Here is a 22,087-nt window from a genome sequence, read left to right on the forward strand (position 1 = left end):
TATCGGCCTGGTTATCCTGAAAAGGGCGCCATCCGGCGCCCTTTTGCTTTTGGCTCAGGCGGTCAGTATCCCCCGCGTGATGTAGCCAACGGCCGCGCGGATCGCCGCCTCGTCCTCGCCGAGCCGTCCGGTCAGCAGATGCCGCCAGGCGTAGGACGCGATCAGATCGGCGACGATCCCGGCATCGACATCGGCCGCCACCTCGCCCCGCGCCTTGGCGCGCTCGATGATCCGGCCGGTATGGCTGCGGCGTTCCCTCGAATACTCGGCAAGCACGGCCGCGGCTGCCTCGTCCGACTGTGCCTCCGCGATCAGCGAGCGGTAGATGTTGCCCGAGGGGGTGTCGCGCCAATGGGCGAAGAGATTTTCGAGAAAGCCGGCCAGGTCGTCCTCGACGTTTCCGGTGTCGGGTGTCTCGACATGCTTCTGCCTCTGGTAGATCTCGATCAGCAGCGCCGCCTTGCTTGGCCACCAGCGATAGATGGTCGGCTTTCCCGCCCGCGCCCGCCGGGCGACGGCCTCGATCGAGAAGCCGGCATAGCCCGCTTCGCGCAACACGGCCTCGGCCGCCTCGATGATGGCATCGGCGCTCTCGGGATTGCGTTTCGCGCCGATCGACTTGCGCCCGCGAGCGGCGGCTTCGCCCATTCCAGTCTTCCTTAGCCGGTGAATCTGTCGCCGATCATATTGGCTTCGCGGGCGAAACGAAACGATCCGTTTCAGACCGCAAGCCCTTCGGCCGAGGCGATCAGGCGTGGCCAGAACGCCCCTTGCGCCGGGACGCGCTATCGGGCAAACCGGCCTTCCTTTCGCTTCATTGCCGTTCCGGGGTTCCGATGTCCGCTACGATCTCGCCGCTCGCACCGAAGAAATATCCCAAGATGCCGGCCATCGAGGGTGTGCGCATCGCGACCGCGGAAGCGGGCATCAAATACCGGAATAGGACCGATCTGCTCGCCATGGTCTTCGATCCGGGCACGGCTGTCGCGGGCGTGTTCACCAGGTCGAAATGCCCGTCGGCGCCGGTCGACTTCTGCCGCCAGAACCTGCCCGCCGGCAAGGCGCGCGTGCTGGTGGTCAATTCCGGCAATGCCAACGCCTTCACCGGCAAGAAGGGCAAGGTCTCGACCGCGCTGACCGGCGAGGCGGCGGCGAAGGCCGCCGGCTGTTCCGAAAGCGAAGTGTTCCTGGCCTCGACCGGGGTCATCGGCGAGCCGCTCGACACCACCAAATTCAGCCATCTGCTCGCCGGCCTGGTCAAGGACGGCAAGCCGGACCTGTGGACCGAGGCCGCCAAGGCCATCATGACCACCGACACCTATCCGAAGGTGGCGACGGCGACGGTCAAGCTCGGCGATGCCGACGTCACCATCAACGGCATCGCCAAGGGCGCCGGCATGATCGCGCCCGACATGGCGACGATGCTTTCCTTCATCGCCACCGACGCGCCGATCGCCGCGCCCGTGCTGCAGGACCTGCTGTCGCGCGGCACGGCCAAGACCTTCAACGCGGTTACCGTCGACAGCGACACCTCGACCAGCGACACGCTGCTCATCTTCGCCACCGGCAAGGCCGCCGCGCGGGGCGCGCCGGCGATCAGCGACGCCAAGGATGCGCGGCTTGGCGCGTTCCGTCGGGCGCTCGGCAAGGTGCTGAAGTCGCTGGCGCTGCAAGTGGTGCGCGACGGCGAGGGCGCGCGCAAGCAGGTCGAGGTCACCGTCACCGGCGCCAAGTCGGCGCGTTCGGCCAAGCGCATCGCGCTTTCGATCGCCAATTCGCCGCTGGTCAAGACGGCCGTCGCCGGCGAGGACGCCAATTGGGGCCGCGTCGTCATGGCCGTCGGCAAGGCCGGCGAGCCGGCCGACCGCGACCGGCTGTCGATCTGGTTTGGCGACAATCGCCTCGCGCACGAGGGCGAGCGCGATCCGGCCTATTCGGAGGAAGCGACGTCTGCCTACATGAAGCGCGACGACATCCGCATCCGCGCCGACATCGGCATCGGCCGCGGCAAGGCGACGGTGTGGACCTGCGACCTCACCAAGGAATATGTCGCCATCAACGGCGACTACCGGAGCTGATGGCGCCGGTGTCCAGGCATCCGGCAAGCGTGCTGGCGGTCGTGCGCCGCTACGAGGCGGCGGGCTTTCGCGCCTGGCCGGCGGCGGCCGTCCATTATGACGGGACCTGGGTGGTGCGGCTGACCGCCGGGCATCCGGCCAAGCGCCTGAACTCGGTCAATCCGCTCGATCCGGGCGACACGCACGCCATCGAGGAGCGCATCGGTCGCGCCGCGCGCCGTTTCGATGCCTATGGCAGGCCGCTGACCTTTCGCATGTCGCCGCTGTCGGGACAGGTGCTGTCCACCCATCTCGACAAGGCCGGCTGGAACAAGTTCGACGAATCCATGGTGATGCGGCTGCCGCTCAAGGACCTCGAGCTCGGCGCGGCCATGGACCAGATACCGCTCAAGGACATCAGCCGCTTCATCGGCGCGTCGCTGAGGACCAGCGGCTCGGACGCCTCGCTGCGGCCCGGTCTGTCGGAGGTCATCGGCGCCATTCAGCCCGAAGCTGGGCTGTTCGCGCTGGAGGACGGCAATGAGCCGCTGGCGACGCTGATCTGCGTCCATGATGGCGACCTCGCCGGCCTGTTCGAGGTCGCCACCGAAAAATCGGCGCGCAAACAGGGCCATGGCCGCAATCTCATCCTGTCGGCACTGAAATGGGCGCGGCTGCGCGGCGCGCGCGAGGCCTGGCTGCAGGTCGAGGCCGGCAATCTACCGGCGCTCTCGCTCTACCGGTCGCTCGGCTTCGAGGAAGTCTACCGCTACCACTATCGACGGCCGCCGGGCGCATGAGCGAGGTGAAGCCAGCCGGAAAGCGCCTGCTGCTGGTCGCCGCCTGCGCGCTGGTTGATGCCGACCGGCGCGTGCTTCTGGCGCAACGCCCGGAGGGCAAGCAGCTTGCCGGCCTGTGGGAGTTTCCCGGCGGCAAGGTCGAGCCCGGCGAGACGCCTGAGGAGTGCCTGGTCCGCGAGCTGCATGAGGAACTCGGCATCGAGACCGAGATTCCGTGCCTGGCGCCGCTCACCTTCGCCAGCCATTCCTATGACGATTTCCATCTGCTGATGCCGCTTTATGTCTGCCGCCGCTTTCGCGGGATCGCGCAACCCAGGGAAGGGCAGGGGCTGAAATGGGTCAGGCCACGGCAGATGCGCGACTACCCGATGCCGCCGGCCGACGCGCCGCTGATCCAGTTCCTGATCGATCTGCTGTAATTTTCGCGACCTGCCTTCGCGGCCGTTCACCATTTGCCGAAAGCGTCGTTTTCCGGAACTGCTTTAGCCAGCGTTAATGGAAGATTTATCTCGACGTGAAAAATTGCTCGAGGCCGTTTCGCGCGGCAACATCGTTGATGACCGGGAACAACGGCATGAGCCTTGAAAGAGAGTGGGACTCGATCCGGCCTGACCGAGGCTTCCGCGCGGCGGAGGCCGGCATGGGGATCCTGCGAGTAACGCTTCTCTTCGGCTCGGCCGCCGTGGCGCTGGCGCTGATCGCAACGCCTTTCCTGGACAGCCAGACGCGATCGCAGGGCGCGCGCGACGGCTTGGCTGCCGGGCTCGACATGACGGCGACCGGATCGATCGGCCATCGCACCAATACATATACGGTGCGCCGCAGTGTGCTGCAGCCGATGCCCAGTTCAATCTGCGTCATCCGCAATGACGGCAGCCGCAGCGGCGAGTGCTGACGTGGTTAATGATTTTTTGGGACAGCGGCATTTCACTCGCTGTTAAGCTTTCGCCGTTAACCTTTCTTAACGGGTAGGACCTTAGAATTTCTGCATAAGGGATGGATGGCCATGAAAAACCTGCTGCAGCAATTCGTAAGGGATGAGACGGGCGCCACGGCCATCGAATATGGCCTGATCGCTGCCGTGCTCTCGCTTACAATCATCGGCGGCGTGGGCAGGGCGGCGGATGCGATCCAATGGCTGTTCAGCGACAACAACAGCAGGCTGGTCCAGGCCTTCTCCCACTGACGAAACCGATCGGGCAATCAGAGACGCAGTCAACTCTTTGGCGGATTCTCCAGGATCGCCTTCAGCGATACCTTGGCTGATCCAGGCTTGAGCGGCTTTTGCTGCGAGGCGTCGGGCGCCCAGCCGGACATCCAGACAACCGGAAAGCTTGCGCGGATGCGGCCGTCCGGGTCGGAGAACCGTTCGGCATAGCTTTCGGCCGCGCGGGCGAACAAACGCCTGCTGCCGGGTCGCCGGCTGCGGTCGATGAGTGGGCTGGTTTCGCCCATGGCGCGCAGATCGGCAGCGAGATCGAACAGCGTGTCGTAGCGTACTGCGACTGCTTCGACATCGGCGACAGGCAATGCCAGGCCGGCGCGCTGCAACAGCCCGCCCGCATCGCGCACGTCGGTGAAGGGAAGGATGCGCGGGCTCGCGCCGCCGTAAAGCTCCGTCTCGGCCGTCAACATGCTTTCGCGCAACTCGGCCAGCGTACCCGCGCCGGCAAGAGCGCCAAGGAAAAGCCCGTCCGGTTTCAGCGCTCGGCGGATTTGCGCCAGCACGCCTGGAATGTCGTTCATCGCGTGCAGCGAGAGCAGCGAGACGACAAGGTCGAGGCTGCCGTCCTCGAACGGCACGGTCTCCGGCGGCGCTACCAGGCCCGGGCCGCCGGCGAGAAGCGCTTCGTCCATCTCGACACGCACGATCTCGCCGACCTTGCCGCTGGCGGCGAGCACGTCGGCCGCCGCCGACGTCTGGCAGAACAGCGCGGCTGCCTTGCCGAAGCGGCGCTCGACGGCACCCAGCCGGTCGGCAAGGTCTTCGGCCGCTCGCCGCATCAGGAAATCGGCACCCTCGACGGGGCGGGCGAGGGCCCGGCGCTTGTGCGCGAGCCAGAGCTCAGTGTCGATCAAAGGCTGCAATCAAAAGCTTCCTGTTGTCCGCGCCCGCCGGAGTGGTGTTAATGTGGCGAGGGGTTTCCTTTCACGTGGCCGATCCGGTGCACAAGATCAAGACCAGCGCGGTTCAGGACATGACGCGGCAGGCACTGGCCTGGCCGGCGCGTCTGTTGTTTCCGCCGGTTTGCGCCGGCTGCCGTCGCCATGTGTCGCAGCCCGGCGTTTTGTGCGGCGCCTGCTGGCCGAAGCTCAGGCTGCTGGAGAAGCCCTGGTGCCCGGTGATGGGCACGCCCTTCACCCACGACATGGGCGAGGGGTTTCTGTCGGCGGAAGCGATCGCCGATCCGCCGCCCTTCGAGCGGGCGCGGGCCGCTGTCATCTATTCGGGCGTCGCCCGGCAGATGGTCCAGGGGCTGAAATACCAGGACCGGACGGACCTGGCGCCCTGGATGGCGAACTGGATGGTCCGCGCCGGCGCGGAGCTGATTGCCGAGGCCGACCTGGTCGTGCCGGTTCCGTTGCACTGGCGGCGCTTCTTCCGGCGCCAGTTCAACCAGTCTGCGGAGCTTGGACGCGCCGTTGCAAAGCTCAGCGGGCTGCCATTCTCGCCATCCGCGGTCAAACGCGTGAAGCTGACACGCCAGCAGGTCGGTCTCGAACGGCACGAGCGCGAGGAGAATGTGCGCGCCGCCTTCCGCGTTCCACCGGACGCCGAGATCCAAATCTCGGGCCGCCGGGTGCTGGTCGTCGACGATGTCTACACCACCGGCGCCACGGTGAGGGCGGTCGCCAAGTCACTGAAGCGGGGCGGCGCCGGGGCGGTCGACGTGCTGACGTTCGCCCGAGTCCTGCCGGGGGACTTTCGGGCCGATGAGTCCGCGACTATATAGAAACCCAAACGTTGTTTTGGTGCAGGTCGCTTTCATACAACCATTGGGCGACATGCACTGGCAGGATAGTGACCCATGGCCGATGTGACGATCTATACAAGGATGATGTGCGGCTACTGCAGCGCCGCCAAGCGGTTGCTCGACCGCAAGGGCGTGGCCTATACCGAGCACGATGCCTCGTTCTCGCCGGAACTGCGCCAGGAAATGATTTCCAAGGCGCATGGGCGAACCACCTTTCCGCAGATTTTCATCGGCGACACGCATGTCGGCGGCTGCGACGATCTCCATGATCTGGAGTCGCAGGGCCGGTTGGATGTGATGCTCGCCAACGGGAGATGATCATGGGTATTTTCAAGGCCGCCGCCGTGCAGATGCGTTCGGGCACGAGCCCCGAACGCAACGCCGCCGACATGGAAATTCTGGTCCGCCAGGCCGCCGGCCAAGGCGCCACCTATGTCCAGACGCCGGAAATGACGGGCGCGCTGGTGCGCGACAAGGAAGCCGGCGCGGCCGCCTTCACCACCGAGGACAAGGACATTGTCGTCGCCACCGCGCGCAGGCTGGCGAAGGATCTCGGCATCCACCTGCATATCGGCTCGACGGCGATCCGCCGCGCCGACGGCAAGCTCGCCAACCGCGCCTTCCTGTTTTCGCCCGACGGCACGCTGATTGCCGGCTACGACAAGATCCACATGTTCGATGTCGACCTCGACAATGGCGAGAGCTGGCGCGAATCCGCATCCTACGAGCCGGGAACGGAAGCGGTCGTGACCGACATCAAAGGGACGAAGCTGGGCTTTGCCGTCTGCTACGACCTGCGCTTTCCGCAGTTGTTCCGCGCCGAGGCGATGGCCGGGGCGGAGGTGCTGACGGTGCCCGCCGCCTTCACGCGTCAGACCGGCGAGGCGCATTGGCATGTGCTGCTGCGCGCCCGCGCCATCGAGAACGGCGCCTATGTCATCGCCGCAGCGCAGGGCGGCCTGCATGAGGACGGCCGCGAGACCTATGGCCATTCGCTGATCGTCGATCCGTGGGGGCGCGTCATCGCCGAGGCCGCGCATAACGAGCCGGGCGTGATCCTTGCCGAGATCGATCCGGCGCAGTCGCTTGCAGCGCGCCGCAAGATCCCCAATCTCAGGAATGCGCGGGATTTCACCGTCACTGCCGGTGCAGGCGAAACGCCGCGTCTCAGGGGTGCTGCGTCTTGATCCGCTTTTCCCTGATCTGCGAGCACGAGCATGAATTCGAAGCCTGGTTTCGCAGCAATGACGACTTCGACACCCAGAAGAAGCGCGGCTTCGTCGATTGCCCGGCCTGCGGCTCGCGCAAGATAGAGAAGGCGCTGATGGCGCCGGCCGTTTCGACCTCGCGCAGGCAGGAGAAGGTCGCTCTAGCGATGGGCGAGGCGCAGAAGCAGGCGCTGGCGCAGTTGAAGGCGCTGGCCGAGAAGGTGCGCGAGAATGCCGACTATGTCGGCGACAAATTCGCCGAGGAAGCGCGCAAGATCCACTTCGGCGAGACCGATCCGCGCGGCATCTATGGCGAGGCGACGCCGGAAGAGGCGCAAAGCCTGATCGAGGACGGCGTCGAGTTCATGCCGATACCCAGCTTTCCGGACGACCGGAACTGAGGTGTGTCGATATTCAGGTGAGGCCGGCCTGCGAATGGCGGCTTCCTGCGCGTCCGGTGCTCACGTACTTTAAGTACGCTCCGCTCCGGTTCTCGGAAACCACCATTCTCGACTCGGTCTGACCTGAATCTCAACACACCTTGGTGGAAGTTCACGAAGGTGGAAATCAAGGTCTAAGCAGCGGTTTGGCCTAGGGTTCCGATCAGTTTTTCCAGCAGTTTCGCCAGCATTTCCCGGTCCTCTTGCGTCAGGCCGGCAAGGATTTCGTGCTCGTTGGCGACATGGGCGGCGAGTGCGGTGTCGGTCAGGTCCCGGCCTTTCGCGGTGAGCTGCACGACAACGCCGCGCCGATCGCTCGGGTGCGGCGCGCGTTGGATCAGACCGGCCTTTTCCAGGCGGTCGAGGCGGGCGGTCATGGCGCCTGACGTCACCATCGTCGCCTCGTAAAGCTCAGTCGGCGTCAGCGCGTAGGGTGAGCCCGACCGGCGCAGTGTCGCCAGCACATCGAATTCGCCGGACTGCAGTCCGAAACGGGCGAAGACCGGGGCGAGCCGGTCGCGCGCGATAAGCGCCGAGGCCTCGTTCAGGCGCCCGATGACGCCCATCGGCGACACGTCAAGATCCGGTCGCTCCCGCCGCCACTGTTCCATAGCCCTGCCCGCCCGATCCATATCGCTCACCGCAAAGTATCTTGACGTAAAGAATCTTTGCGCTATCTTATCGCATGAGGAACCGCCCGCCAAGCGGTCACGCAGCGACAGGACAGCCCGATGAAATTTCTCTGGGATTCAGCTATCGGCCTTCTGGTCGTGACCGGCGGCCTGCTCGGCATGACGCTGCCCTTCGGCAAGCTCGCCACCGCCGCCGGCGCGCCGGCCATGGTCTGGGCTTTCATTATCTCGTTCGGCGCCGGCGGGGTGCTGTGGCTTGCGCTTCTGCTGCGCGGCGAGCGCATCCGGCTGACGCCGCACAAGCTGCGCTATTTCTTCGTCACCGCGGCGATTTCCTATGCCATCCCCAATCTTTTGATGTTCTCCGCCATCCCGCATCTCGGCGCCGGCTACACCGGCATCATGTTCACGCTGTCGCCGGTGATCACGCTGGTGTTCTCGATCCTGCTCGGCGTCAGGCGTCCGAACCTGCTTGGCGTCATCGGCATCGCCGTCGGCTTCGTCGGCGCGGTGATGGTGGCGCTCACGCGCGGCGAGGCCGGCCAGGCGGCGGATTATTTCTGGGTGGCGATCGGGCTGCTCATCCCGGTCAGCCTCGCTGCTGGCAACATCTACCGCACCGTCGACTGGCCGGAGGGCACCGGCCCGATCGAGCTCGCCGTCGGCAGCCACCTGGCCTCGGCCACGCTGCTCCTCGCCGGCATTTTGACGCTTTTGGGCTGGCAGGCCTTCGCATCGCTCGGCGAAGTTCCGCTGGTGATCGTCGGACAGGTCGCCTCGGCCTCGGCGATGTTCGTCTTCTTCTTCCGGCTGCAGGCGGTCGGCGGCCCGGTCTATCTCAGCCAGATCGGCTATGTGGCGGCGGCCGTCGGCCTGTTCGCCGGAACGATCCTTCTTGGCGAGCACTACCAGCTTCTGACCTGGCTGGGTGCGGCCATCATCACCACCGGCGTGTTCATCACCACCAAGGCGCAAAGCCAGGTCGGCGCGCCTGCGCCGGTTCGGATCGAGCCGGCATCGTCCCGCAGCTAATCCTCTTTGCCGCTAGCGGATTCCGGCGCGGATGGCGGCGACGATGGGTGGCGCCGCCTTGGCTCGCTGTCCCAGTCCTAAAGCGCGTCGCGATCTTTCAGATTCGCTCCATGCGCTTCAGGTCTTGGTTTTACGCATGCCTTTATCCCGAAACCGGATCCCACTTTCGGGAGACATGCTTTAAGTTCGTCTTGACGCTGTTCCAGACAGAGAACAACTGCGCATCTTTCCCTAGATTGCTTTCGGCGAAAAGGAGAAAGCCATGTCCAATGCGGAAGGTCCCGTCAGCGTCGCGGATTTCCACGCCGCCATGCGGCTCATCGTCGGCAATGTCAGCGTGATCACCGCTGGCGTAGGCGACGACCGCACCGGCCTCGTCGTCATCTCGGTGGTGTCGGTGTCGGCGGAACCGCCGAAGGTGATTGCCTGCGTCAACCGCTCCTCGTCGACCTGGCCGATCATCGAGCGCTACCGGCATTTCGGCGTCAACTCGCTCGGGCCCCAGCACCAGCGGGTGGCTGAGCGCTTCTCCGGCTTCGGCGGCATCAAGGGCAAGGACCGCTATGAGGGTGCCGAATGGACGACGCTGAAGACGGGCACATCACTGCTCACCGATGCGGTGGCCGCGTTCGACTGCAGCCTCGACGAGATGATCGACCGCGGCGCGCATTCGATCGTCATCGGCTCGGTCGAGGCGGTGCGGACGCAGGATTCCGGGCAGGCACTGATCTACTGGCGGGGCGGCTATCGGCCGTTGGAAGCCTGAGGTCTGACGCGATCAGACCGAGGCTTTCTCCGCCAGCACCATGTAGTTGACGTCCATATCCTTCGAGCGCTGCCAGCGGTCGGCCAGCGGGTGGTAGATGACGCCGGTACGGTCGATCACCGTAAGGCCCGCGGCGCCCAGCGCTTTTTCCAGTTCGTCCGGCCGCACCAGCTTGCCGAACTGATGCGTGCCGCGCGGCAGCCAGCGCAGCACATATTCGGCGCCGATGATGGCAAGGCCGAGCGCCTTCAGCGTGCGGTTGATCGTGGCGACGAACATGATGCCGCCGGGGCGGACCATCTGGCCGCATTTGGCGACGAACAGATCGACATCGGCGACATGCTCGACCACTTCCATGTTGAGGATGACGTCGAAGGTCTCGCCGGCATCGGCCAGTTCTTCGGCCGTCGTGGCCCGATAATCGATGCTCACGCCGACCTCGGCGGCATGCAGCTTGGCCACTTCGATGTTCGTCGCCGAAGCGTCGGCGCCGACCACTTCAGCGCCTAGCCGGGCCATCGGCTCGCACAGCAAGCCGCCGCCGCAGCCGATATCAAGGAAGCGCAGACCCTCGAAGGGCCGCGCGGCACGCGGATCGCGGCCGAAGCGGGCGGCCACCTGGTCGCGGATATAGGCAAGCCGAACCGGATTGAACTTGTGCAGCGGACGGAACTTGCCGTTCGGGTTCCACCATTCGGCGGCAAGGGCGGAAAAGCGTTCCACTTCTCCGGCATCGATGGTCGATCGGCGGGGTTCTGGCATAGGCGGTCTCCTCGGACGTTAGGAAGTCGGGTCCTTGGCGCCAAAAGTCAAGGCAAGGTTTTTTGGCTGCTGCCACACGCGTTCCCGGCAACCCTGCCGCGCGGCCCGGCGTTCCGCGGAGGCAGCCGGCCTTGTCGACGTCGACCTCGGTTTCACACCCGCCACCAATCTTCTGCCGATACGGCGCCTCGATCTTGGCCCCGGCAAGACGACGCCCGCCCCAGCCGCCTATCTGGCTTTTCCCCAGCTTGAGCTCGCGCGTCTTGATCAGACCTATCGTCGGCTCGACGAAAGCCGCTACGCCTACGCCGCATCGGCATTCGGCTACGAGGCCATGCTGACGGTTTCGTCCGCCGGCTTCGTTCTCGATTATCCAGGCCTGTGGCGAAGCGCTGCCTGAGCAAGTTGCGCGATCAGCGCGACAGCGCAATCTCGGCATGGCTCATGACAACGCTGGCGGGCTCGATCGCCTGGATGGCCTCGCTGTCGCCGATCTCGGCGATGATGCGGTCGGCCGCCGCCCGGGCCTGATCCAGGCTCCGCCAGCGCACAACGTCCACCCAGGCGCCATCCTCACGCTTCCCGAGGTGACGGGCAAGAAAGCCCGGCTGCCGGGCGAGCCAGTCGGTCATGACCCCATTGTTGGCGACAAAGCCGGCTTCGGTGCCGGGCTTGAGGCGGAAGGTTACGATTTCCAAGGTCTCGGTCATGAGAATCTCCAAAGGGCGGGTTTCGGCAGTCTATGGCACGATCGGCGACAGAAATCCGTCAGGATGAGCGTTGTCGGGCCGGCTATAGGCTCGCTCGCTTGCGAAGCCTTGTTGTTTTGGCTAAGGAGGCCGCGCATTTCCGTGCCCGGCTTAACTCCTGGCGTTTCCTTCGGTTCCGGCCTTGCCGGCTTCAGTCAAAGGCATTTCGCTTCCATGGCGCGTATCGTGATGAAATTCGGCGGAACCTCGGTCGCCGACATCGCCCGCATCCGCAATGTGGCGCGCCATGTCAAACGCGAGGTCGATGCCGGCCATGACGTAGCGGTCGTGGTTTCGGCGATGGCCGGCAAGACCAACGAACTGGTCGCCTGGACGCGCGAGGCCTCGCCGATGCATGACGCGCGCGAATATGACGCGGTCGTCGCCTCGGGCGAACAGGTCACCGCCGGCCTGCTGGCGATCACGCTGCAGAGCATGGGGGTGCACGCCCGCTCGTGGCAGGGCTGGCAGATCCCGATCAAGACCGACAATGCGCATGGCGCGGCGCGCATCCTCGACATCGACGGCGCTTTCCTGATCAAGCGCTTCGGCGAGGGCCAGGTGGCGGTGATCGCCGGTTTCCAGGGCATCGGCCCGGACAACCGCATCGCCACCCTCGGCCGCGGCGGCTCAGATACAAGCGCCGTCGCGATCGCGGCGGCGGTCAAGGCCGACCGCTGCGACATCTACACCGATGTCGACGGCGTCTACACCACCGACCCGCGCATCGAGCCGAAAGCCCGGCGTCTGGCCAAGATTTCCTTCGAGGAAATGCTCGAAATGGCTTCGCTCGGCGCCAAGGTGCTGCAGGTGCGCTCGGTGGAGCTTGCCATGGTACACAGGGTGCGTACCTTCGTGCGGTCGTCCTTTGACGATCCCGATGCGCCCGGAATGGGGGATTTGCTCAATCCGCCCGGAACGCTCATTTGCGACGAGGAAGAGATCGTGGAACAGCAGGTCGTCACCGGAATTGCCTACGCCAAGGACGAAGCGCAGATTTCGCTGCGCCGCGTCGGCGACCGTCCAGGCGTCGCCGCCGGCATTTTCGGCCCGCTGGCCGAAGCCAACATCAATGTCGACATGATCGTCCAGAACATCTCCGAGGACGGCAAGTTCACCGACATGACCTTCACCGTGCCGTCCGGCGACGTCGACAAGGCGCTTGCGGTGCTGGAGAAGCTGAAAGCCGAAGTCGGTTACGATGTCGTGCAGTCCGAAGCCGGCATGTCGAAGGTCTCGGTCATCGGCATCGGCATGAGGAGCCATGCCGGCGTCGCCGCCACCGCCTTCAAGGCCCTGGCCGACAAGGCGATCAACATCCGCGCCATCACCACTTCCGAGATCAAAATCTCGATACTGATCGACGGTCCCTATACGGAACTTGCAGTTCGTACTTTGCATTCCGTCTACGGTCTGGATAAGCAATAGCAAGAACTGAGTCAGTTGTTGCGTGAACGCCGGCCGCGGGAGAAACTGCGGCGGGCGAAATGCCCATTGGAGAACAAGCCGCGATGCGTGATACGGCCGGTGGCCCGCGCGTTCTGCTCAAACGGCTTCGCGAGCTCATGCAGGAGCCGCTGGAGCCGCAGGAGCGGCTCGACCGCATCGTGCGCGACATCGCCTCCAACATGGTGGCGGAAGTCTGCTCGCTCTATGTGCTGCGCGCCGACTCCGTGCTCGAGCTCTACGCCACCGAGGGTCTGAACCCGAGCGCTGTCCACCTGTCGCAGCTCAGGCTCGGGCAGGGCCTGGTCGGCACGATCGCCGCCAGCGCGCGGCCGCTCAACTTGTCAAACGCGCAGGAGCATCCGGCTTTCGCCTACCTGCCGGAGACGGGCGAAGAGATCTACAATTCCTTCCTCGGCGTGCCGGTGCTGAGGGCAGGCCGCACGCTGGGCGTGCTGGTGGTGCAGAACAAGACCATGCGCCATTATCGCGACGACGAGGTCGAGGCGCTGGAAACCACGGCGATGGTGATCGCCGAGATGATCGCCACCGGCGATCTCGCGCGCCTGACCCGGCCCGGGCTGGAACTCGACCTGCGCCGCCCGGCGAGCTTCACCGGCCTTTCCTTCAATGAGGGCGTCGGCCTTGGCCATGTCGTGCTGCACGAGCCGCGCATCGTCGTCACCAACCTCTTCAACGAGGATAGCGAGGAGGAGGTGCGCCGGCTGCAGTCCTCGCTCGGTTCGCTTCGGCTCTCCATCGACGACATGCTGGAGCGGCGCGAGGTCGCCTTCGAGGGCGAGCACCGCGAAGTGCTCGAGGCCTATCGCATGTTCGCCAATGACAGCGGTTGGGTGCGCCGGCTGGAAGAGGCGATCCGCAACGGCCTGACCGCGGAAGCCGCGGTCGAGAAGGTGCAGAGCGACATGCGCGCGCGCATGCTGCACATGACCGACCCCTATCTGCGCGAGCGGATGAGCGATTTCGACGATCTTGCCAACCGGCTCCTGCGCCAGCTGATGGGGCGCGGCCCGGAGGACGTCGCGGCTGCGTTGCCCAAGGACGCCATCATCGTCGCCCGTTCGATGGGCGCGGCCGAACTGCTCGACTACCCGCGCGACAAGCTGCGCGGCCTAGTGCTGGAGGATGGCGCCGCGACCAGCCACGTCGTCATCGTCGCGCGCGCCATGGGCATTCCCGTCGCCGGTCAGATGAAGGGCGCCGTTTCCATGGCGGAAAACGGCGATGCCATCATTGTCGACGGCGAGGAAGGCACGATCCATCTGCGGCCGCAGTCCGACCTGGAAGCCGCCTATGCCGAAAAGGTCCGTTTCCGGGCTCGGCGGCAGGAGGTCTACCGCGAGCTGCGCAAGAAGCCGTCGCTCACCAAGGACGGTGTGCCGGTCGATCTCCTGATGAATGCCGGTCTGGCCGTCGACCTGCCGCAACTGACCGAGTCGGGCGCCGCCGGCATTGGGCTCTTTCGCACAGAGCTGCAGTTCATGGTCGCCTCGACCTTCCCGCGCGCCGAGGCGCAGGAGCGGCTTTACCGCGACGTGCTTGATGCCGCGCGCGGCAAGCCGGTCACCTTCCGCACCATCGATATCGGCGGCGACAAGGTGCTGCCTTATTTCAAGGGCGCGATCCAGGAGGAAAACCCGGCGCTCGGCTGGCGTGCGATCCGGCTGACGCTCGATCGTCCCGGCCTGCTCAGAACACAGATCCGGGCGCTGCTGAAGGCCAGCGGCGGCCGCGAGCTGAAGCTGATGCTGCCTATGGTGACCGAGCTGTCGGAGATCGCGCAGGCGCGCGAGATCATCGACCGGGAGGTCCGGCACCTGTCGCGCTTTGCCCATCACCTGCCCACCAGCCTGAAGCTCGGCGCGATGCTGGAAGTGCCCTCGCTCTTGTTCCAGCTCGACGAATTGATGAAGGCGGTGGATTTCGTTTCGGTCGGCTCCAACGACCTCTTCCAGTTCATGATGGCGGTAGACCGCGGCAACACGCAGCTCGCCGACCGTTTCGACACGCTTTCGGCGCCGTTCCTGCGGGTGTTGAAGACGATTGCCGATGCCGGCGTGCGCAACAACACGCCGGTGACGCTCTGCGGCGAGCTTGCCGGCAAGCCTATCTCGGCGATGGCGCTGATCGGCCTCGGCTTCCGCTCGATCTCGATGTCGCCGGCCTCGATCGGTCCGGTCAAGGCGATGCTGACTGAGCTGCCGCTGCAGGAGCTGAAAGACTTCTTCAAGGACAATCTGATGGCGCCCAGCCTGGGAACGCCGATGCGGGCGCTGCTGCAGGCGTTTGCCGACGACCGCTCCATACCGCTATAGCCATCCCACCATGATCAACCTGCCTCGCGACCGTATGGATCAAGTCGTCAAGCGTTTCGACATGCTCGAAGCGCAGATGGCGGCCGGGCCTGCCGCCGATCAATATGTCAAAATGGCTTCCGAATATGCCGACATCCAGGAGATGGTGGGCAAGATCCGGTCGTTGCGAGCCGCCGAGCAGGAGCAGGCGGATCTTGAGGCGATGCTCGCCGACAAGGCAACCGATGCCGAGATGCGGGCCCTGGCCGAGGCGGACCTGCCGGAGGTCGAGAGCCGCATCGAGGCGCTGCAGAAGGACATCCAGATCCTGCTCCTGCCCAAGGATGCGGCCGACGAAAGGAACGCCATCCTCGAAATCCGCGCGGGCACCGGCGGCGACGAGGCAGCGCTGTTCGCAGGCGATCTCTTCCGCATGTATGAGCGCTACGCCGCCTCGCGCGGCTGGCGGTTCGAAGTCGTTTCGGCAAGCGACGGCGAGGTCGGCGGCTACAAGGAAATCATCGCCTCGGTGTCGGGCAAGGGCGTGTTCGCGCATCTGAAGTTCGAATCCGGCGTTCACCGCGTCCAGCGCGTGCCGGAAACCGAAGCCGGCGGGCGCATCCATACCTCGGCGGCGACGGTCGCCGTGCTGCCCGAGGCCGAGGAGGTCGATATCGATATCCGGCCGGAGGATATCCGCATCGACACGATGCGCGCCTCGGGGTCCGGCGGCCAGCACGTCAACACCACCGACTCGGCGGTTCGCATCACCCATCTGCCGACCGGCATCATGGTGGTACAGGCGGAGAAGTCGCAGCACCAGAACCGGGCGCGCGCCATGCAGATCCTGCGCGCGCGGCTCTACGACCTGGAGCGCAGCCGGGCCGATGAAGAGCGCTCGTCGTCGCGAAAATCGCAGGTCGGGTCCGGCGACCGGTCGGAGCGCATCCGCACCTACAACTTCCCGCAAGGGCGCGTCACCGACCATCGCATCAACCTCACGCTCTACAAGCTCGACCGGGTGATGATGGGCGAGCTCGACGAGGTCATCGACGCGCTGATCGCCGACCATCAGTCGAAGCTGCTTGCCGATATGAGCCTCGATGGCTGATCGACTGCCTGCCGGGCTCGGCCCGCTGCTCAGGGCGGCGCGCGAACGTCTGGCCGCCGCCGGTATTGACGATCCAGGGCTCGATTCCCGGCTGATCGTCGAACATTTCTCCGGCACGACCCGCACCCAGGCCATTGCGGAACCAGGGCAAAAGGTGGGTTCGGCGGCGCTTTCGGCCATCGAAGCGGCCCTGAGGCGTCGCGTCGCAGGCGAGCCGGCGCACCGCATCCTCGGGTACCGCGAATTCTACGGCTTGCGCCTTTCGCTTTCCCCGGAGACACTTGAGCCCCGGCCGGACACCGAGACGCTGGTCGACGCCATTCTGCCTTTCGTCAGGACAACGGCGGAAAGGCTGGGCGAATGCCGCATTCTCGACCTCGGCACCGGCACCGGCGCCATTGCACTGGCCCTGCTCAACGCCGTTCCGGCCGCGATCGCGACCGGCGTCGATATTTCCGAGGGAGCATTGGCGACTGCGGCCGGAAATGCCCGGGATCTGGGGCTCGGCGGGCGCTTCAAAGCCTTGCATTCCAACTGGTTCGAAAAAGTTTCGGGGTCCTACCATGTAATTGCCTCGAACCCTCCCTATATACCCAGTCAGGAGATTGGAAATCTGCAGGACGAGGTCCGCGATTTCGACCCGCACCGGGCCTTGGATGGCGGTGTGGATGGTTTGGGCCCCTATCGGGTCATCGCCGCCGAAGCGGTAGGATTTCTGGAAGCGCAAGGCAGAGTAGCGGTCGAGATCGGCCACACGCAGAAAAACGAGGTCAGCGGAATATTCGCGGCAGCGGGTTATGTGTTAACCGGGACACATCGCGATCTCGGCGGCAATGACAGAGTTCTGGTGTTCGAGCGGCGAAAGCCCTGATGCAGCGCGAAAAAACCGCTTGGCAATATAAGGGAATGCAGTTAGGGTCCGGCTCAACCGGATGAGACGAAGCAGGCAGTGCTCCCAGCGATTCGGTTTTCCTTGGAAATAGCTGCCTTCTTGCGCAAACGACGCCCAAGCTTCGTGCGGGAATCGTCCGGCAAGTGATGTAACCGGAACAGGATGGCACGTGGCGCCAACGCAATTGATGCGGGCGAACGCCGGTGAAGAAACGAAACGGCTGGCTGCATGAGCGCCTCCGTTCGTGAAGAGTTTTTCGAAAATTCACTATGAAGAGAGTCTAATGAGGCCACAACAGCAGAACAGGCGCATGCGCGGTCGCAACAACAATGGCGGCGGTGGCAACAACAACAACCGCAAGGGGCCAAATCCCCTGACCCGCACCTACGAGAGCAACGGCCCGGACGTGAAGATCCGCGGATCGGCTCAACAGATCGCCGAAAAATACGCCACACTCGCCCGTGACGCGCAGAGCTCCGGCGACAGGGTGATGGCGGAGAACTATCTCCAGCACGCCGAGCACTACAATCGCATCATTGCCGCCGCGCAGGCGCAGATGCCGATCCAGAATGCCCAGCAAAACCGCGACGACTTCGACGACGATCTCGATGAGGATCGTGACGAGTTCGATTCAGTCGGCAACAGCAACGGCGGTGGAGCCGAGGCGCCGGCCGCGGCGAACGGCTCGGGGCCGCAGCCTGTGATCGAAGGCACGCCGGCTGAGCTCGCCTACAACCAGGAAAACGGCCGCGACAACAACCGGCGCGACAACAACCAGCGCGACAACCGCGACAACAATGGCCGCGACCGGCATCGCGACCGCCGCAACGGCGGCTACGGTCAGTATGGCCAGAACGGTCAGCGTGGCGACAACGCCCAGCGCGGCGAGCATGGCGGCCAGCAGTTCGACCAGAACCGGCGCAATGAGGCCCCGGCGCAGCCCGAGGCCGCTGGAGAGGCCGGAACCCAGGCCGAGCAGGCGCCGCAGTTCGACAGTTTCTCGCCGGCGGCGCTCGCCGCACAGGCCGAGCTCAACGAAGCCGCCATGGACAATGGCGGCGGTCGCCGGCCGCGGCGTCCGCGCCGCCCGCGCGGCACCTATGCCGACCAGGCCGCCACTGGCGAACAGGGCGACCAGCCGCAGGGCGCAAGCCCCGAAAATGCGGGCGAAGCACACAACGCGACGAACAATGGCGGCGAGGCCGGCGCCAAGCCCGCCGAAGAGGCAAGACCGGCAACCGGGCCTGTCGCCAGCGAGCCGGCGCCGGTCGCCGGCGAAGCTCCCGGCGAGCCTGTGACCGCCGACGCCAACAACTGACACAAACGCCATTTCAGGCATTGCAGACGGCGGGGATCTTTCTCCGCCGTTTTCGTTCGCGCGTAGCTAGGGCATTTCGCCGTTTCACGGAAACGGTGAAATGCCCTAGCTCTTTGTTTTTACGCAATTCCGGACGGAAAACCGCTCACACTTTTCCTGGAATTGCTCTAAAGCGCGTCGCGGCGCGCTTCAGCTCCCTTTGCTCGCTGCATGTCGCTTGCCCCAAACCGCCGCGCGCTTTTGGGCGACATGCAGTGGAATATTCTGCTTTGATCGGCATCAAGGCGTCTTGAGGGACCGCAGCCCATACACCATATCTCGGCTGAACAGGGCTCGGCTCCTATGAGCGGGTCCGTCACCGCAATCTGATCCGGTGCCGCAAAGCGGGCCGGTGACGGAAGGAGACAGATATGAATCTTGAAAAATACTCGGAGCGCGTGCGCGGCTTCATCCAGTCCGCGCAGACCATGGCGCTTTCGCGCAACCATCAGCAATTCACGCCTGAACATATGCTGAAGGTGCTCGTCGACGATGACGAGGGCCTTGCCGCGTCCCTGATCGAGCGCGCCGGGGGCAACGCCCGCGACGTCAAGCTCGGCGTCGAGGCAGCGCTTGAAGCCATGCCCAAGGTCGAAGGCGGCAATGGCCAGCTCTATCTTGCCCAGCCTCTCGCCAAGGTGTTCTCGACCGCCGAGGACCTGGCCAAGAAGGCCGGCGACAGCTTCGTCACCGTCGAGCGGCTGCTGCAGGCGCTTGTCATGGAGAAGTCGGCCAAGACCGCCGACATCCTGTCCAAGGCCGGCGTCACCGCGCAGGCGCTCAACCAGGCCATCAATGATATCCGCAAGGGCCGCACCGCCGATTCGGCGAGTGCCGAGCAGGGCTATGACGCGCTGAAGAAATATGCGCGCGACCTGACGGCCGACGCCCGCGCGGGCAAGCTCGATCCGGTCATCGGCCGCGACGACGAGATCCGCCGCACCATCCAGGTGCTGTCGCGGCGCACCAAGAACAACCCCGTGCTGATCGGTGAGCCGGGCGTCGGCAAGACGGCGATCGCCGAGGGCCTGGCGCTGCGCATCGTCAATGGCGACGTGCCGGAATCGCTGAAGGACAAGCAGTTGATGGCGCTCGACATGGGCGCGCTGATTGCCGGCGCCAAATATCGCGGCGAGTTCGAGGAGCGGCTGAAGGCTGTGCTCAACGAAGTCACCTCGGCCAGCGGCAACATCATCCTCTTCATCGACGAGATGCACACGCTGGTCGGCGCCGGCAAGGCGGATGGCGCGATGGACGCCTCGAACCTGTTGAAGCCGGCGCTGGCGCGCGGCGAGCTGCACTGCGTCGGCGCGACCACGCTCGACGAGTACCGCAAGCATGTCGAGAAGGACGCCGCCCTTGCCCGCCGATTCCAGCCCGTCTTCGTCGACGAGCCGACCGTGGAGGACACGGTCTCGATCCTGCGCGGCCTGAAGGAGAAGTACGAGCAGCACCACAAGGTGCGCATCTCCGATTCGGCGCTGGTCTCCGCGGCGACGTTGTCGAACCGCTATATCGCCGACCGCTTCCTGCCGGACAAGGCGATCGACCTTGTCGACGAGGCCGCCTCGCGGCTGAGGATGCAGGTCGATTCCAAGCCCGAGGCGTTGGACGAGGTCGACCGCCGCATCATGCAGCTGAAGATCGAGCGCGAGGCGCTGAAGGTCGAGAAGGACGAGGCCTCAAAGGACCGGCTTGCCCGGCTGGAGAAGGAACTCGCCGGCCTCGAGGAGGAATCGACCGCGCTGACCACGAAGTGGCAGGCCGAAAAGCAGAAACTCGGGCTCGCCGCCGACCTGAAGAAGCAGCTCGACGAGATGCGCAACGAACTGGCGATCGCGCAGCGCAAGGGCGAGTTCCAGCGCGCTGGCGAGCTTGCCTATGGCAAGATCCCGGAACTGGAGAAGAAGCTCAAGGAAGCCGAGGCCCAGGACGGCAAGACCGGCATGGTGGAAGAGGTGGTCACCCCTGACCACGTCGCGCATGTCGTGTCGCGCTGGACCGGCATTCCGGTCGACAAGATGCTGGAAGGACAGCGCGAGAAGCTGCTGCGCATGGAAGACGAGATCGGCAAGCGGGTCGTCGGCCAAGGCGAAGCTGTGCAGGCGGTGTCCAAGGCCGTGCGGCGCGCCCGCGCCGGCCTGCAGGATCCAAACCGGCCGATCGGCTCGTTCATGTTCCTCGGGCCTACCGGCGTCGGCAAGACCGAGCTCACCAAGGCGCTGGCCAGCTTCCTGTTCGACGACGAGACGGCGCTGGTGCGCATCGACATGTCGGAGTTCATGGAGAAGCACTCCGTCGCCCGGCTGATCGGCGCGCCTCCCGGCTATGTCGGCTATGAGGAAGGCGGCGCGCTGACCGAAGCGGTGCGGCGCCGGCCCTATCAGGTCGTGCTGTTCGACGAGATCGAGAAGGCGCATCCGGACGTGTTCAACGTGCTGCTGCAGGTGCTCGATGACGGCCGCCTGACCGACGGCCAGGGCCGCACGGTCGACTTCCGCAACACGCTGATCATCATGACGTCCAACCTCGGCGCCGAATACCTGGTCAGCCTCAGCGATGAGCAGGATGTCGATGCCGTGCGTGACGAGGTCATGAGCGTGGTGAAAGCCTCGTTCCGGCCGGAGTTCCTCAACCGCGTCGACGAGGTGATCCTGTTCCACCGGCTGCGCCGGCAGGACATGGACCGCATCGTCGAGATCCAGCTCAAGCGGCTGGAGAACCTGCTTACCGACCGCAAGATCACGCTGTCGCTCGATCACGATGCGATCGAGTGGCTGGCCTCGAAAGGCTACGACCCGGCCTATGGCGCCAGGCCGCTGAAGCGGGTGATGCAGAAGGAGCTGCAGGACCCGCTCGCGGAGAAGATCCTGCTCGGCGAGATCCTCGACGGTTCGACCGTCAAGGTCACGGCGGGTTCCGACCGGTTGAACTTCCGCTCGAAGCCGACCGTGGTGGCGACGGAAGCCGCCGCCTGATCTCCGGCACCTTGGAATGAACAGGCGCGTCGCACCGGACCGGTGCGGCGCGCTTTGTTATTTTCGGGAACTGCCCATAATCGGCTGCCGATTCGGATAACCGGGAAGGTCTCGATGAAGCTCGACGATTACAACGGCTTCTGCGCTTCGTTGCCCGCCACGACGCATGTCGTCCAGTGGGGTGGCGCCCATGTCTGGAAGGTCGGCGGCAAGGTGTTCGCCATCGGCGGCTGGAACGACGGCGGCGAGCTTTTCGTCACCTTCAAATGTTCCGAGATGGCCTATGACGTGCTCAAGGATCAGCCGGGCTGCCGGCCGGCGCCCTATCTCGCTTCGCGCGGCATGAAATGGATCCAGCGTCAGACAAGCCAAAGCATGGATGATGCGGCGCTCAAGGACTATCTGCGCGAAAGCCACCGCCTGGTCGTGCTGAAGCTGACCAGAGAGGCACGCACGCAATTGGGGCTCGCGCAGACTGGCTGATGTTGCTCAAGGTACTGGAAATCCGCCATCTTCATGCCCGGTTCATGTTGGAACCTTAACTTGGGTAACTGGTTTGCTGGCGAA

At 65.0% G+C, this 22,087-nt stretch carries 24 protein-coding genes; 19 read left to right on the plus strand and 5 right to left on the minus strand.

The genetic code is table 11. The features are described from left to right. Positions 1–54: 54 nt before the first annotated feature. Positions 55–648, minus strand: coding sequence for a TetR/AcrR family transcriptional regulator (locus tag E5X34_RS14230; protein WP_292565551.1), 594 nt, complete (start codon positions 646–648; stop codon positions 55–57). Between the two features lie 188 nt (positions 649–836). Here E5X34_RS14230 and argJ point away from each other — a divergent pair, with 188 nt between their 5' ends. From argJ to E5X34_RS14255, 5 genes are all read left to right on the plus strand, one after another. After that, entirely contained in the window at positions 837–2,078 is a 1,242-nt protein-coding gene (gene argJ / locus E5X34_RS14235; RefSeq protein WP_292565554.1) for a bifunctional glutamate N-acetyltransferase/amino-acid acetyltransferase ArgJ, read from the plus strand. Then, positions 2,078–2,857 (plus strand): GNAT family N-acetyltransferase, encoded by a 780-nt coding sequence (locus tag E5X34_RS14240; RefSeq protein WP_292565557.1) that lies wholly within the window; start codon positions 2,078–2,080, stop codon positions 2,855–2,857. Before argJ ends, E5X34_RS14240 begins: the two co-directional genes overlap by 1 nt. Then, entirely contained in the window at positions 2,854–3,276 is a 423-nt protein-coding gene (locus E5X34_RS14245; protein WP_126064239.1) for a (deoxy)nucleoside triphosphate pyrophosphohydrolase, read from the plus strand. The genes E5X34_RS14240 and E5X34_RS14245 overlap by 4 nt, the downstream gene beginning before the upstream one ends. Positions 3,277–3,431: 155 nt before the next feature. Then, complete coding sequence (locus E5X34_RS14250; protein WP_292565561.1) at positions 3,432–3,752, plus strand: hypothetical protein; 321 nt, start codon at positions 3,432–3,434, stop codon at positions 3,750–3,752. Positions 3,753–3,857: 105 nt separating this feature from the next. After that, positions 3,858–4,043, plus strand: coding sequence for a Flp family type IVb pilin (locus E5X34_RS14255; RefSeq protein WP_292565563.1), 186 nt, complete (start codon positions 3,858–3,860; stop codon positions 4,041–4,043). Positions 4,044–4,072: 29 nt separating this feature from the next. Here the strand turns inward: E5X34_RS14255 and E5X34_RS14260 are convergent, their stop codons facing one another. Beyond that, the gene (locus E5X34_RS14260; protein ID WP_292565566.1) at positions 4,073–4,945 is read right to left on the minus strand and encodes a methyltransferase domain-containing protein; all 873 of its coding nucleotides are present in this window, start codon (positions 4,943–4,945) and stop codon (positions 4,073–4,075) included. Positions 4,946–5,010: 65 nt separating this feature from the next. On the opposite strand from E5X34_RS14260, the gene E5X34_RS14265 reads away from it, so the two are divergent. The 4 genes from E5X34_RS14265 to E5X34_RS14280 all read left to right on the plus strand — a co-directional run bounded on the left by E5X34_RS14265 (position 5,011) and on the right by E5X34_RS14280 (position 7,441). Beyond that, positions 5,011–5,811 carry a ComF family protein gene (locus E5X34_RS14265; protein ID WP_292565629.1) on the plus strand — a complete coding sequence of 267 codons (801 nt, stop codon included), beginning with the start codon at positions 5,011–5,013 and terminating at the stop codon, positions 5,809–5,811. Between the two features lie 75 nt (positions 5,812–5,886). Beyond that, on the plus strand, positions 5,887–6,150 hold the full coding sequence (gene grxC / locus E5X34_RS14270; RefSeq protein ID WP_292565569.1) for a glutaredoxin 3: 264 nt from the start codon (positions 5,887–5,889) through the stop codon (positions 6,148–6,150). A gap of 2 nt (positions 6,151–6,152) precedes the next feature. Then, positions 6,153–7,019 carry a carbon-nitrogen hydrolase family protein gene (locus E5X34_RS14275; RefSeq protein WP_292565571.1) on the plus strand — a complete coding sequence of 289 codons (867 nt, stop codon included), beginning with the start codon at positions 6,153–6,155 and terminating at the stop codon, positions 7,017–7,019. Then, on the plus strand, positions 7,016–7,441 hold the full coding sequence (locus tag E5X34_RS14280) for a DUF1178 family protein (RefSeq protein WP_292565573.1): 426 nt from the start codon (positions 7,016–7,018) through the stop codon (positions 7,439–7,441). The genes E5X34_RS14275 and E5X34_RS14280 overlap by 4 nt, the downstream gene beginning before the upstream one ends. Positions 7,442–7,614: 173 nt before the next feature. On the opposite strand, the gene E5X34_RS14285 is transcribed toward E5X34_RS14280, so the two are convergent. Next, entirely contained in the window at positions 7,615–8,112 is a 498-nt protein-coding gene (locus E5X34_RS14285; protein ID WP_292565632.1) for a MarR family transcriptional regulator, read from the minus strand. 99 nt (positions 8,113–8,211) lie between these two features. On the opposite strand from E5X34_RS14285, the gene E5X34_RS14290 reads away from it, so the two are divergent. Continuing rightward, positions 8,212–9,144, plus strand: coding sequence for a DMT family transporter (locus E5X34_RS14290; protein WP_292565575.1), 933 nt, complete (start codon positions 8,212–8,214; stop codon positions 9,142–9,144). Positions 9,145–9,406: 262 nt separating this feature from the next. After that, positions 9,407–9,910: a flavin reductase family protein gene (locus E5X34_RS14295; RefSeq protein ID WP_292565578.1), complete on the plus strand. Its 504-nt coding sequence runs from the start codon at positions 9,407–9,409 to the stop codon at positions 9,908–9,910. 12 nt (positions 9,911–9,922) lie between these two features. On the opposite strand, the gene ubiG is transcribed toward E5X34_RS14295, so the two are convergent. Continuing rightward, a complete protein-coding gene (ubiG, locus tag E5X34_RS14300) occupies positions 9,923–10,672 on the minus strand; it encodes a bifunctional 2-polyprenyl-6-hydroxyphenol methylase/3-demethylubiquinol 3-O-methyltransferase UbiG (RefSeq protein ID WP_127884764.1) in 750 nt (249 codons plus the stop codon). Positions 10,673–10,706: 34 nt separating this feature from the next. On the opposite strand from ubiG, the gene E5X34_RS14305 reads away from it, so the two are divergent. After that, positions 10,707–11,072 (plus strand): putative glycolipid-binding domain-containing protein, encoded by a 366-nt coding sequence (locus tag E5X34_RS14305; protein ID WP_292565582.1) that lies wholly within the window; start codon positions 10,707–10,709, stop codon positions 11,070–11,072. Between the two features lie 13 nt (positions 11,073–11,085). Here the strand turns inward: E5X34_RS14305 and E5X34_RS14310 are convergent, their stop codons facing one another. Then, positions 11,086–11,382, minus strand: coding sequence for a hypothetical protein (locus E5X34_RS14310; RefSeq protein ID WP_292565584.1), 297 nt, complete (start codon positions 11,380–11,382; stop codon positions 11,086–11,088). 213 nt (positions 11,383–11,595) lie between these two features. Between E5X34_RS14310 and E5X34_RS14315 the strand changes: the two genes are divergently transcribed. From E5X34_RS14315 to E5X34_RS14345, 7 genes are all read left to right on the plus strand, one after another. Beyond that, a complete protein-coding gene (locus tag E5X34_RS14315) occupies positions 11,596–12,849 on the plus strand; it encodes an aspartate kinase (RefSeq protein ID WP_292565587.1) in 1,254 nt (417 codons plus the stop codon). A gap of 83 nt (positions 12,850–12,932) precedes the next feature. Further along, the gene (gene ptsP / locus E5X34_RS14320) at positions 12,933–15,203 is read left to right on the plus strand and encodes a phosphoenolpyruvate--protein phosphotransferase (protein ID WP_292565589.1); all 2,271 of its coding nucleotides are present in this window, start codon (positions 12,933–12,935) and stop codon (positions 15,201–15,203) included. Between the two features lie 10 nt (positions 15,204–15,213). Further along, positions 15,214–16,293 (plus strand): peptide chain release factor 1, encoded by a 1,080-nt coding sequence (gene prfA, locus E5X34_RS14325; protein WP_292565592.1) that lies wholly within the window; start codon positions 15,214–15,216, stop codon positions 16,291–16,293. After that, entirely contained in the window at positions 16,286–17,164 is an 879-nt protein-coding gene (gene prmC, locus E5X34_RS14330; protein ID WP_292565595.1) for a peptide chain release factor N(5)-glutamine methyltransferase, read from the plus strand. Before prfA ends, prmC begins: the two co-directional genes overlap by 8 nt. Before the next feature lie 304 nt (positions 17,165–17,468). Then, entirely contained in the window at positions 17,469–18,503 is a 1,035-nt protein-coding gene (locus E5X34_RS14335) for a DUF4167 domain-containing protein (RefSeq protein WP_292565597.1), read from the plus strand. 410 nt (positions 18,504–18,913) lie between these two features. Beyond that, entirely contained in the window at positions 18,914–21,520 is a 2,607-nt protein-coding gene (gene clpB, locus E5X34_RS14340; protein WP_292565601.1) for an ATP-dependent chaperone ClpB, read from the plus strand. Between the two features lie 114 nt (positions 21,521–21,634). After that, positions 21,635–22,003 carry an MmcQ/YjbR family DNA-binding protein gene (locus E5X34_RS14345; protein ID WP_292565604.1) on the plus strand — a complete coding sequence of 123 codons (369 nt, stop codon included), beginning with the start codon at positions 21,635–21,637 and terminating at the stop codon, positions 22,001–22,003. Positions 22,004–22,087 lie beyond the last annotated feature (84 nt).

This window comes from Mesorhizobium sp. (assembly GCF_004963255.1).
GTDB lineage: Bacteria > Pseudomonadota > Alphaproteobacteria > Rhizobiales > Rhizobiaceae > Mesorhizobium.

Excerpts from the sequence above, each read along its gene's own strand:
- E5X34_RS14230 (WP_292565551.1), bottom strand. The coding sequence starts at position 648 with ATGGGCGAAGCCGCCGCTCGCGGGCGCAAGTCGATCGGCGCGAAACGC.
- argJ (WP_292565554.1), top strand. The coding sequence starts at position 837 with ATGTCCGCTACGATCTCGCCGCTCGCACCGAAGAAATATCCCAAGATG.
- E5X34_RS14240 (WP_292565557.1), top strand. The coding sequence starts at position 2,078 with ATGGCGCCGGTGTCCAGGCATCCGGCAAGCGTGCTGGCGGTCGTGCGC.
- E5X34_RS14245 (WP_126064239.1), top strand. The coding sequence starts at position 2,854 with ATGAGCGAGGTGAAGCCAGCCGGAAAGCGCCTGCTGCTGGTCGCCGCC.
- E5X34_RS14250 (WP_292565561.1), top strand. The coding sequence starts at position 3,432 with ATGAGCCTTGAAAGAGAGTGGGACTCGATCCGGCCTGACCGAGGCTTC.
- E5X34_RS14255 (WP_292565563.1), top strand. The coding sequence starts at position 3,858 with ATGGCCATGAAAAACCTGCTGCAGCAATTCGTAAGGGATGAGACGGGC.
- grxC (WP_292565569.1), top strand. The coding sequence starts at position 5,887 with ATGGCCGATGTGACGATCTATACAAGGATGATGTGCGGCTACTGCAGC.
- E5X34_RS14275 (WP_292565571.1), top strand. The coding sequence starts at position 6,153 with ATGGGTATTTTCAAGGCCGCCGCCGTGCAGATGCGTTCGGGCACGAGC.
- E5X34_RS14285 (WP_292565632.1), bottom strand. The coding sequence starts at position 8,112 with ATGGATCGGGCGGGCAGGGCTATGGAACAGTGGCGGCGGGAGCGACCG.
- E5X34_RS14290 (WP_292565575.1), top strand. The coding sequence starts at position 8,212 with ATGAAATTTCTCTGGGATTCAGCTATCGGCCTTCTGGTCGTGACCGGC.
- E5X34_RS14295 (WP_292565578.1), top strand. The coding sequence starts at position 9,407 with ATGTCCAATGCGGAAGGTCCCGTCAGCGTCGCGGATTTCCACGCCGCC.
- ubiG (WP_127884764.1), bottom strand. The coding sequence starts at position 10,672 with ATGCCAGAACCCCGCCGATCGACCATCGATGCCGGAGAAGTGGAACGC.
- E5X34_RS14310 (WP_292565584.1), bottom strand. The coding sequence starts at position 11,382 with ATGACCGAGACCTTGGAAATCGTAACCTTCCGCCTCAAGCCCGGCACC.
- E5X34_RS14315 (WP_292565587.1), top strand. The coding sequence starts at position 11,596 with ATGGCGCGTATCGTGATGAAATTCGGCGGAACCTCGGTCGCCGACATC.
- ptsP (WP_292565589.1), top strand. The coding sequence starts at position 12,933 with ATGCGTGATACGGCCGGTGGCCCGCGCGTTCTGCTCAAACGGCTTCGC.
- prfA (WP_292565592.1), top strand. The coding sequence starts at position 15,214 with ATGATCAACCTGCCTCGCGACCGTATGGATCAAGTCGTCAAGCGTTTC.
- prmC (WP_292565595.1), top strand. The coding sequence starts at position 16,286 with ATGGCTGATCGACTGCCTGCCGGGCTCGGCCCGCTGCTCAGGGCGGCG.
- E5X34_RS14335 (WP_292565597.1), top strand. The coding sequence starts at position 17,469 with ATGAGGCCACAACAGCAGAACAGGCGCATGCGCGGTCGCAACAACAAT.
- clpB (WP_292565601.1), top strand. The coding sequence starts at position 18,914 with ATGAATCTTGAAAAATACTCGGAGCGCGTGCGCGGCTTCATCCAGTCC.
- E5X34_RS14345 (WP_292565604.1), top strand. The coding sequence starts at position 21,635 with ATGAAGCTCGACGATTACAACGGCTTCTGCGCTTCGTTGCCCGCCACG.